This is a genomic window from Micromonospora sp. R311 (assembly GCF_056780015.1).
The window spans coordinates 1-9,635 of the sequence record NZ_JBSWCE010000077.1 but is presented as its reverse complement, the minus strand read 5'-3'; the positions used below and the strand labels follow the sequence as shown (position 1 = coordinate 9,635).

The 9,635-nt window shown below is 73.1% G+C and carries 9 protein-coding genes and 1 pseudogene; 7 read left to right on the top strand and 3 right to left on the bottom strand.

The annotated features are described in order from the left end of the window. Positions 1–322: 322 nt before the first annotated feature. The 4 genes from AC1WTP_RS33745 to AC1WTP_RS33730 all read left to right on the top strand — a co-directional run bounded on the left by AC1WTP_RS33745 (position 323) and on the right by AC1WTP_RS33730 (position 3,028). The gene (locus AC1WTP_RS33745) at positions 323–664 is read left to right on the top strand and encodes a YciI family protein (protein WP_481653271.1); all 342 of its coding nucleotides are present in this window, start codon (positions 323–325) and stop codon (positions 662–664) included. A gap of 5 nt (positions 665–669) precedes the next feature. Next, complete coding sequence (locus tag AC1WTP_RS33740; protein ID WP_481653270.1) at positions 670–1,944, top strand: RNA polymerase sigma factor; 1,275 nt, start codon at positions 670–672, stop codon at positions 1,942–1,944. Between the two features lie 86 nt (positions 1,945–2,030). Further along, entirely contained in the window at positions 2,031–2,372 is a 342-nt protein-coding gene (locus tag AC1WTP_RS33735; protein ID WP_447140808.1) for a hypothetical protein, read from the top strand. Further along, positions 2,369–3,028, top strand: a complete 660-nt coding sequence (locus AC1WTP_RS33730; protein WP_481653269.1) for a nucleotidyl transferase AbiEii/AbiGii toxin family protein — start codon at positions 2,369–2,371, stop codon at positions 3,026–3,028. Before AC1WTP_RS33735 ends, AC1WTP_RS33730 begins: the two co-directional genes overlap by 4 nt. A 45-nt stretch (positions 3,029–3,073) precedes the next feature. Here the strand turns inward: AC1WTP_RS33730 and AC1WTP_RS33725 are convergent, their stop codons facing one another. Further along, entirely contained in the window at positions 3,074–3,970 is an 897-nt protein-coding gene (locus tag AC1WTP_RS33725; RefSeq protein ID WP_481653268.1) for an SDR family oxidoreductase, read from the bottom strand. 209 nt (positions 3,971–4,179) lie between these two features. On the opposite strand from AC1WTP_RS33725, the gene AC1WTP_RS33720 reads away from it, so the two are divergent. Continuing rightward, entirely contained in the window at positions 4,180–5,973 is a 1,794-nt protein-coding gene (locus tag AC1WTP_RS33720; protein ID WP_481653267.1) for a bifunctional metallophosphatase/5'-nucleotidase, read from the top strand. A gap of 243 nt (positions 5,974–6,216) precedes the next feature. Here the strand turns inward: AC1WTP_RS33720 and AC1WTP_RS33715 are convergent, their stop codons facing one another. Continuing rightward, positions 6,217–7,368, bottom strand: coding sequence for a geranylgeranyl reductase family protein (locus tag AC1WTP_RS33715; protein ID WP_481653266.1), 1,152 nt, complete (start codon positions 7,366–7,368; stop codon positions 6,217–6,219). A gap of 123 nt (positions 7,369–7,491) precedes the next feature. On the opposite strand from AC1WTP_RS33715, the gene AC1WTP_RS33710 reads away from it, so the two are divergent. Beyond that, the gene (locus AC1WTP_RS33710; RefSeq protein WP_447140813.1) at positions 7,492–7,728 is read left to right on the top strand and encodes a hypothetical protein; all 237 of its coding nucleotides are present in this window, start codon (positions 7,492–7,494) and stop codon (positions 7,726–7,728) included. Further along, entirely contained in the window at positions 7,725–9,143 is a 1,419-nt protein-coding gene (locus tag AC1WTP_RS33705; protein WP_481653265.1) for an MFS transporter, read from the top strand. Before AC1WTP_RS33710 ends, AC1WTP_RS33705 begins: the two co-directional genes overlap by 4 nt. 174 nt (positions 9,144–9,317) lie before the next feature. On the opposite strand, the pseudogene AC1WTP_RS33700 reads toward AC1WTP_RS33705, so the two are convergent. Next, positions 9,318–9,635, bottom strand: a pseudogene (locus tag AC1WTP_RS33700) (hypothetical protein); the annotation flags it as partial.

Sequence of the window (9,635 nt, the reverse complement as noted above, 5' to 3'; positions counted from 1 at the left end):
AGGTATCACCACCAAGAGACACCATGCCAACCCGCGACGACACGCCCACCCGACGACGCCGACCCGAAGTAGAACCCAGCCCCAACGCTGCGCCCACCCCGGCAAGCCGCCGCCACACCCGACGTTGGGGCCACCGGGGCGGAGATCGACTCGATGTGCGGTACCCACCCACCCGCGAAGAACCCCAGGGAGGAACCGGACGAAACGGGGCGTCATCCGGCCCGCAAAAAACCTCGCCCGGGCCCGGTCGATTTCCCCGCTCCCCGTTCGTCGTCATCCTGTACGGCACAGGGCCGCACGAGGAGACACCGAGGAGCCGGACATGAAGTACATGCTGCTGATCTACAGCGCCGCGACCGACGGGGCCGACCAGTGCACCTTCGAGGACTGGGTGATGTACGACAAGGCGCTCAAGGAGGCCGGCGTCCTCGTCTCCGGGCACTCGCTGAAGGACCTGACCACCGCCACCACCGTGCAGGTCGGCCCGAACGGCGAGCGGACGGTCACCGACGGGCCGTTCGCCGAGACCCGCGAGGTGCTCGGCGGCTACGACGTGATCGACGTGCCGAATCTCGACGTGGCGCTGGAGTGGGCCGCGCGCTGCCCGGGGGCGCGCGGCGGCGGGTCGGTCGTGGTGCGGCCGGTCGCCGAGTTCGACCTCTGACCCCGATGGACGAGCGGGTCACCGGCGTCAGGGCGTCCGTGGAGCTGATGTTCCGCGAGGAACGCGGCCGGCTGCTCGCCTCCCTCGTCCGCCGGTTCGGTGACCTCGACCTGGCCGAGGAGGTCACCTCCGAGGCCATCGAGGCAGCCCTGGTGCACTGGCCGGTGGATGGCGTACCGGCCAGGCCCGGGGCGTGGTTGCTGACCACCGCGCGGCGCCGGGCGGTCGACCGGCTGCGGCGCGACCAGGCGTACGCGGCGCGGCTGGCGATCCTGCAGGTGGAGGCGGAACGGGCCGACCCCGCCCCGCCGGCGGACGCGGACGCCGACCTGCCCGACGAGCGGCTGCAGCTCTTCTTCACCTGCGCCCATCCGGCGCTGCCCGCGGAGGACCGCACGGCGCTGACCCTGCGCTGCCTCGCCGGCCTGACCACGCCCGAGGTCGCCCGGGCGTTCCTGGTGCCACCCGCAACGATGGCGCAGCGGATCGTCCGGGCGAAACGGAAGATCCGTGAGGCCCGGATCCCGTTCCGGGTACCGGGCGCCGACGAGTTGTCCGACCGGCTGCCCGGGGTGCTCCAGGTCGTCTACTCGATCTTCACCGAGGGCTACGCGGCCAGTTCGGGGGTGCGGTTGCAGCGGCTCGACCTCGCCGAGGAGGCGATCCGGCTGGCCCGGATCCTGCGCCGGCTGCTACCCGCCGAGCGGGAGGTCGCCGGGCTGCTAGGGCTGATGCTGCTGGTGCACGCCCGGCGCGACGCCCGCACCGGCCCGGACGGCGAGCTGGTGCTCCTGAGCGACCAGGACCGCGGCCGGTGGGACCGCGGCATGATCGAGGAGGGCCGCGACCTGGTGCCGGTGGCGCTGACCGGCGGCCCGCCCGGCCGGTACGGGGTGCAGGCCGCGATCGCCGCGCTGCACGACGAGGCCCCCGACGTGGAGTCCACCGACTGGCCGCAGATCGTGGCGCTCTACGACGTGCTGCTCGCCGTCGTGCCGTCCCCGGTGGTCGCGTTGAACCGGGCCGCGGCGGTGGCCATGCGGGACGGGCCGGCGGCGGGCCTGGCGCTGCTCGACGAGCTGGCCGACGAGCCGCGGTTGCGCGGGCACCATCCCTACCCCGCCGCCCGCGGCGACCTGCTGCGCCGGCTCGGCCGGCTCGCCGAGGCCGCGGCGGCCTACCGGGAGGCGCTCGACCTGGCCGGCAGCGAGCCCGAGCGGGCCCACCTGCGGCGCAACCTGCTCGACGTGGAGCACTCCGCCGAGGCGTCCGACACCTGACGGCCCGGTCCCGCCCGACCCGGCCGCGGCGAGGCCGCCGGCACGCGCACACCCGCGCCGGCGGCCGGGGGCGTTACCCTGACAGCATGCCGGCCGTTTCCGCCACCACACCCCGCGCGGCCCACCTGGCCCGTCCGGGGCGCCCCGCCGTGGTGGCGCGCACCCTGGCCGAGCTCACCGGCCCCACCCGCGGCGTGGTGGAGCTGCCGGTGCGGTTGATGTGGTGTGCCGACCGGACGTTCGACCTCGGCGACCCCGACCAGCTGCTCTGGATGTACGAGAACGTGCTGCGCGAGACCACCCGCACCGAGGACCTCCGCCGGCTGATCAACGGCCGGACGCTGCGCCGGGTGTGGCGACTGCTCAACCTGCCCCGCGGCGTGCGCGCGGCCTGGGAGGACCGCCACCGGGGCCTGCGGGCCGCGTGAGCAGCACCCACCCGCACGAGTTCTACCGCGAGGTCGCCCGGGTGGCGCTCTCCGCCGCGGGACCGTACCGGTTCGTGCTGGGCGGCGGGGTGGCCTGGGCTGCGCACGGCCTGGTCACCCGCCCCACCGAGGACGTCGACCTCTTCGCCGACGTGGAGGGGGCGGCCGCGGCGGCGGCCGCCGGGGTGCGCGAGGCGCTGCGACGGGCCGGCTTCCAGGTCGACGACGCGGACCCGGACAGCGAACTGGCCGAGCTCTTCGACGGCTTCGACCGGGACCTGCGGGACTTCGTGGTGACCCGCGACCACCGGCAGCTCCGGCTCAGCCTGGCCCGTCTGGACCGACGGCGTAGCCCCGTGGTGATGGACCTCGGCCCGGTGATGGACGTGCGCGACCTGGTGGCCAGCAAGACCGCGGCCCTGGTCAACCGCCGGGAGGTACGCGACTACATCGACGTGGCGGCGGCCCGGGAGCACTACGAGGTGGCCGACCTGCTGGCGCTGGCCCACCAGTTCGACCCGGCGCTCGACTCGGAGGACGTGCGCGCGGCCGGCCGCTACCTGGACCGGCTGCCGGACCGGCGGTTCGCCCGCTACGGCCTGGACGCCGCCGGGGTGGCCCGGGTCCGGGAGCGGCTGGCCGACTGGCCCCGCTGACGCACCCGCCCGGTGCGGCGCGGGGTGCCGCACCGGGCGCGACGCTCACTTCGTCGGACGGCCGCCGGTCACGCCGAGCACCTCGCCGGTGACGTAGCTGGACTCCTGGCTGGCGAAGAAGACGAACGCCGGGGCAACCTCCGCCGGCTGCCCGGGACGGCCCTCGGGGGTGTCCTGGCCGAACTGCTCGACCTTCTGCTCCGGCATGGTGGCCGGGATGAGCGGGGTCCAGATCGGACCGGGCGCCACCGCGTTCACCCGGATACCTTGCTCGGCCAGGTCCTGGGCGAGAGCCTTGGTGAAGTTGGCGATGCCCGCCTTGGTGGTGGCGTAGTCCAACAGCTGCGGCGACGGGTCGAACGCCTGGATCGACGACGTGTTGATGACCGCCGACCCCTCCGGCAGGTGCGGGACGGCGGCCTTGCAGAGCCAGAACATCGCGTACAGGTTGGTCTTGAGCACCCGGTCGAACTGCTCGCTGCTGATCCCGGCGATGCCCTTGTCCTGCGACATCTGGTAGGCGGCGTTGTTCACCAGGATGTCGAGGCCGCCCAGGTCGCGCACCGCCCGGTCGACCAGTTCCTGGCAGTGCCGCTCGTCGGTGATGTCGCCGCGCACCGCGACCCCCTTACGACCGGCCTCCTCGACCCACCGGACGGTCTCCCGGGCGTCGGCGTCCTCGGACAGGTAGGAGACCAGCACGTCGGCGCCCTCCCGGGCGAAGGCGATCGCCACCGCCCGGCCGATCCCGGAGTCGCCGCCGGTGATCAGCGCCCGCTTGCCCGCGAGCTTGCCGGTGCCCCGGTAGGACTCCTCGCCGTGGTCCGGCCTCGGGGTCATCCGCCCCGTCGAGCCCGGCGGCGCCTGCTGCTGCCCGGGCTGGCCGGACTGCTGGCCGTACTGGGTGGTCGGGTCCTGCCGGGTGTACTGGTCCTCACTCACGGACGTCTCCTCGCGCACCTGTCGATCCGGTCCCGGAGAGCCCTACCCGGCGGTGCCGATCGGAAACGGATGTCACCGGTGTTACACCAGGGCACCGGATGAGGCTGGTGGGATGAAACACCTCCGGCCGCTGTGGCAGGAGTGACAGTGGCTCGTTATGGTGCGGCTGGCGCTCCCGAAGCGTCCTCACCCCCATGGAAAGGCATGGCATGACCTCTCCCTCCGGCCCGTCGCGCCGCCGGGTGCTCGCCGTCGCCGCGGCGGCCGCGGGTGCCCCCCTGATCGCGAGCGCGCCTGCCCGAGCGGCGGACGCGGCAGGACCGAAGACCTGGGACCTCACCGTCCTCGGCACCTCGGACACCCACGGCAACGTCTACAACTGGGACTACTACCGCGACGCCGAGTACGACGACAGCCGGCACAACGACGTCGGCGTCGCCAAGCTGGCCACCCTGGTCAACCAGATCCGCGCGGAGCGCGCGGGTCGGGCGACCCTGGTTCTCGACGCCGGCGACACCATCCAGGGCACCCCGCTGGCCACGTACTACGCGAAGCAGGAGCCGATCACCGTCACCGGTGAGACGCACCCGATGGCGAACGCCATGAACATCCTGAAGTACGACGCGGTGACCCTCGGCAACCACGAGTTCAACTACGGCCTGCCGCTGCTGGCCAGGTGGATCGAGCAGCTCGGCTTCCCGGCCCTGGCGGCGAACGCCGTCAACGCGGCCACCGGCAAGCCGGCGTTCCTGCCGTTCGTGATCAAGAAGGTGTCCCTCGGCGGCGCCGACTCCCCCACCATCAAGGTCGGCATCCTCGGCCTGACCAACCCGGGCGTAGCCATCTGGGACAAGGGCAACGTCGAGGGCAAGCTGGTCTTCCCGGACATGGTCGAGACCGCGAAGAAGTGGGTGCCGATCATGCGCGGGCGGGGTGCCGACCTCGTCATCGTCTCCGCGCACGGCGGCGACAGCGGCACCTCCAGCTACGGCCCGGAGCTGCCGAACGAGAACCCGTGCACGATCATCGCCGAGCAGGTGCCGGGCATCGACGCGATCCTGTTCGGCCATGCGCACAACGAGGTCGTGCAGAAGTTCGTCACCAACGCCGCGACCGGCGAGCAGGTGCTGCTGTCGGAGCCCTCCAAGTGGGGTCAGCGGCTCACCCGGATGGACTTCACGGTGACCAAGGAACGCGGTCGCTGGAAGGTCCTCGCCAAGGGCGCCACCACGCTGAACACCAACACCGTGGTCGAGGACCCGGCGGTCCTCGTGGCGGTGCGGGCCCAGCACCAGAAGACCGTGGCGTACGTCAACCAGGTGGTGGCCCGCTCCACCGTGGAGCTGTCGGCCGCGGAGTCCCGGTACCAGGACACCCCGATCCTGGACTTCATCAACCACGTGCAGACCGAGGTGGTCACCGCGGCCCTGGCCGGCGGCGCGTACGCGACCCTGCCGGTGCTGTCGATCGCGGCGCCGTTCAGCCGCACCGCGGTCTTCCCCGCCGGGGACGTGAAGATCCGCGACGTCGCCGGCCTCTACGTCTTCGACAACACCCTCGAGGCGGTCGTACTCAGCGGCGCCGAGGTGCGCGCCTACCTGGAGTACTCGGCGAAGTACTTCCGCACGCTCGCCCCGGGCGCGCCGGTGGACCCGGAGACGATCAGCGACCCGGCGGTGCCGGACTACAACTACGACGTCATCTCCGGCCTGGACTACGACATCGACATCTCCCGGCCGGTCGGCCAGCGGATCACCCGGCTGGTGCTGCCCGGCACCGACACGCCGGTGGCGGACGACGCGCAGTTCGCGGTGGCGGTGAACAACTACCGGCGCAGCGGCGGCGGCAACTTCCCCAGCATCGTCAAGACGCAGGTATACAACGCGCAGCAGGAGATCCGCCAGCTGCTCATCGACTGGGCGCAGGCCCGGGGCACGATCGACCCGGCCGACTTCTTCCAGCCGAACTGGCGGCTGGTGCGCGAAGGCGTCCCGGTCTTCTGATCCGTACCACCCGACGGGCCGTGGGCGGCGACGCCCGCGGCCCGTCGTCGTTGGTCAGGCGTGCCGCAGGTCCCAGCGTTCCGGGTCGTCGAGCGGCTCCGGCCGGTCCCGGCGGGGGTCGGTCTCGGTCAGCTCGACGCGCGTTCCTCGGGCCCTCACCAGGTCGTCGCGGAGGTCACGTCGCGTAAAGCGTCCTAGGATCCTGGGTGGACGGACGGGGCGGCGCGGCATGCCCGCCGTTCCTCAGGGTTGCCGGACCAGCGGTCGCCGGGGCGCGGGCAGCCGGTCCAGCAGCGCCAGCGCCGCCCGGACCGGCGCCCGGGTCAGCGTCTCGTCGAAGCTCGCCCGCCCCTGGCAGAACCGCACGAACATCCGCCAGCCCGGCGGGGTCGCCAGCAGCGCGTGGAAGACCTCCGGCTGCCGGGCGAAGACGTCCAGCAGCCGGTGCCCGGCCCGCATCGACGGCACCAGCCGCTCGGCCACCGCGCGCTCGTAGCCGGCCAGGTCACCGGCCGCCACCGCCGCGCCGGCCAGTTCCCCGGAACGCAGCGCGTAGCTGATCCCCTCCCGGCTCCACGGTTCCAGCAGGCCGGCGGCGTCCCCGACCACCAGCACCCGGCCCCGACGCAACGGCGAGTCCTCGGCCCGGCAGCGGGTCAGGTGCCCCGAGTCGTGCGCCGGCGGCACGTCCGCCAGCCCGAGCCGGTCGACGAACCGGCGCAGGTACTCCCGGGTCCGTTCCCCCTCACCCCGGGCGGCGATCACCCCGACGGTGAGCCGGTCGCCCTTCGGGAACACCCAGGCGTACGACCCGGGGAGCGCGCCCCAGTCGAGCAGCACCCGGCCGCGCCAGCGGGCCTGCTGCTCGGGCGGCACCGGCAGTTCCAGCTCCAGCCCCAGGTCGACCTGCCGGTAGTCGACACCGACGTGCCGGGCGGTCACCCCGGACGAGCCGTCGGCGCCGATCACCGTACGGGCGTGCACGGTGTCGCCGTCGGCCAGCCGCAGGCGTACCCCCTCCGGGTCCTGCTCGACGGCCCGGACCGCGACCCGCTCGCGCACCTCGGCCCCGGCGGCGACCGCGGCCGCCCGCAGCCGGTCGTCGAACTCCTCCCGCCGGACCATGGTCACCAGCGGGCCGCCGTGGCGGCGGGTGAACCCGCGTCGCCCGTCCCGGGTGAACGTGACCCGGTCGACCCGGTCGTGCGCGGGCACCTCGATCCGGTCCGCCACGGCGGCGAGAGAGGTGCCGATGAGACCTCCCCCGCAGGTCTTGTACCGCGGGTGCGCGGCCCGTTCCACCACAAGGGTGCGCACGCCCGCGCGGGCGGCGGCGTACGCGGCGGAGAGCCCGGCGGGCCCACCGCCCACCACGGCGAGATCCCAGACGATCACTGGTGCAGCCTAGGGCACCCGGCCGCCGGCACCGCCCGATCGGGTGGGCATCTTCGGTCACGCAGGGGGTAACCGGCGCAGCGCAGACCGCCTGCGCAGAGGCGGGAGAACGAAGGAGGAGCCATGCGGCAGGTACAGCTGTCGGAGGTCGAGGAACGGGTGTACGAGGCGGTGGCCGCGCTCGAGGCGCGCGGGCAGGTGCCCTACCCGGACATGATCGCCGAGGAGTGCGGCCTGACCGAGGAGCAGTTGCACGCGCCGCTGCACATGCTCACCGAGAAGAACCTGCTGCACCGGGAGGACTCACCCATGGCCGGCCTGGACTTCGGTCCCCGATTCTGTGCCCGCCAGATGGCGTGACGCAACGGCGGCCGGCGTCGGATGACCGGCGGCGCTGGCAGGCCCTCGGGGTCGGGCTGGTCGCCGCCTTCATGACGCTGCTCGACGTGAGCATCGTCAACGTCGCCGTACCGTCGATGGACCGCGCGCTGCGGGCCTCCCCCAGTGACCTGCAGTGGATCCTCTCCGGGTACGCGCTGACCTTCGGGCTGGCGCTGGTGCCGGCCGGGCGGTTCGGCGACGCGCGCGGCCGGCGCAACGCCTTCGTCACCGGCATCACGCTGTTCACGCTGACCAGCGCGCTGGCCGGGTTGGCCCGCTCCCCCGAGTGGCTGGTCACCGCGCGGCTGCTCCAGGGTGCCGCCGCCGGGGTGGTCAACCCGCAGGTGACCGGCCTGATCCAGGAACTCTTCCGGGGCCCGGAACGGGCCCGCCCGTTCGGGTTACTCGGCGCCACCATCGGCATCTCCACCGCGGTCGGCCCGCTGCTCGGCGGACTCCTGATCGCCATCGGCGGTGCCGATCACGGCTGGCGCTGGGTCTTCTTCGTCAACGTGCCGGTCGGGATCATCGCGGTGATCCTCGGCTGGCGGCTGCTGCCCAGCCGCCCCCGGGGCCAGGTCGACAGCCGGCGGCTCGACCCGGTCGGCGTGCTGCTGCTCGGGCTCGGCGTGGTCCTGCTGCTGCTGCCGCTGGTGCAGCAACAGCAGTGGCGAGGGCCGGAGAAGTGGCTGCTCGTCCCGGCCGGGCTGGTCGCGCTGGTCGCCTTCGGACTCTGGGAGCGGCGGTACGCCCGGCAGCGGCAGCCGCTGTTCAACCTGGGGCTGTTCACTTTCCGGTCGTACACCCTGGGGTCGCTGATCGCGATCGTCTACTTCGGCGGCTTCACCGCCATCTTCTTCATCTTCACCCTCTACCTGCAGAGCGGTCTCGGCTACAGCGCCCTCATCGCGGGCCTGGCCATCACCCCGTTCGCGCTGGGGTCCGCCGCCTCGTCCGCGCTCGGCGGGCGGATCGTCAACCGGTACGGGCGCCCGCTGGTCGCCAGCGGCCTGGTCACGGTGGTGGTCGGCCTCGTCGCCGTGGTCGCGATCCTCGAACTGGATCCCGGGCACGCCGCCGTGCCGTGGCTGACCGCCGGTCCGCTGCTGGTAGCCGGGCTCGGCAGCGGCCTGGTGATCGCGCCCAACCAGACCCTGACCCTGTCCGAGGTGCCGGTACCCCAGGCGGGCAGCGGAGCGGGCATGCTGCAGACCGGTCAACGGATCGGGTCGGCGGCCGGCATCGCCGCCGTCGGGTCGGTCTTCTTCGCGTCGCTGACGGCCACCGACGGGGACTGGTCGGTGGCGTTCCGGCACTCCCTGCTGCTGGCCGCCGGAATCATCGCGCTGGCGCTGATCGCCGCCGTCACCGACATCGGCCGCAGCCGCCGCTGACCGCACCGCCTGCGCCCCCGGTTGGCCGACGCCGGGGCTCTCCGTCCCCACCCGCACCTCACCCGCTCGCCAAGGCGCCGCTGGTTCGGATATGCCGCTGGCCGGCACCCGTGTCGGGTGCCGGCCAGCAGTCCCCCTGTCAGGAATGTCTGTCGGTCAACTGCTCCAGGCTGGTCAGCTGTTCCAGTACGTGGCGACCAGGTCGGCGGCCTGCTGCTCCCACTGGGCGTAGTGGAACGGGTAGGCCGACACCTGCACGGTCTGCGCGGCCTTGGTCAGCGGCATGTCCTGCCACCCGTCGACCTGCTTCAGACCCTTCAGGAACGCCGTGGTCGAGTACTCCGGGTCGGTGATCTGCTCGACCGTGCCCCAACCCGAGGACGGGCGCTGCTGGAACAGGCCCTGCGAGTCGTGGTCGTTGCGCTCACCCAGGTGACCCAGGTTCTCCAGCTTCGACTCCTGCAGCGCGGTGGCGATGGCCACCACGGCGGC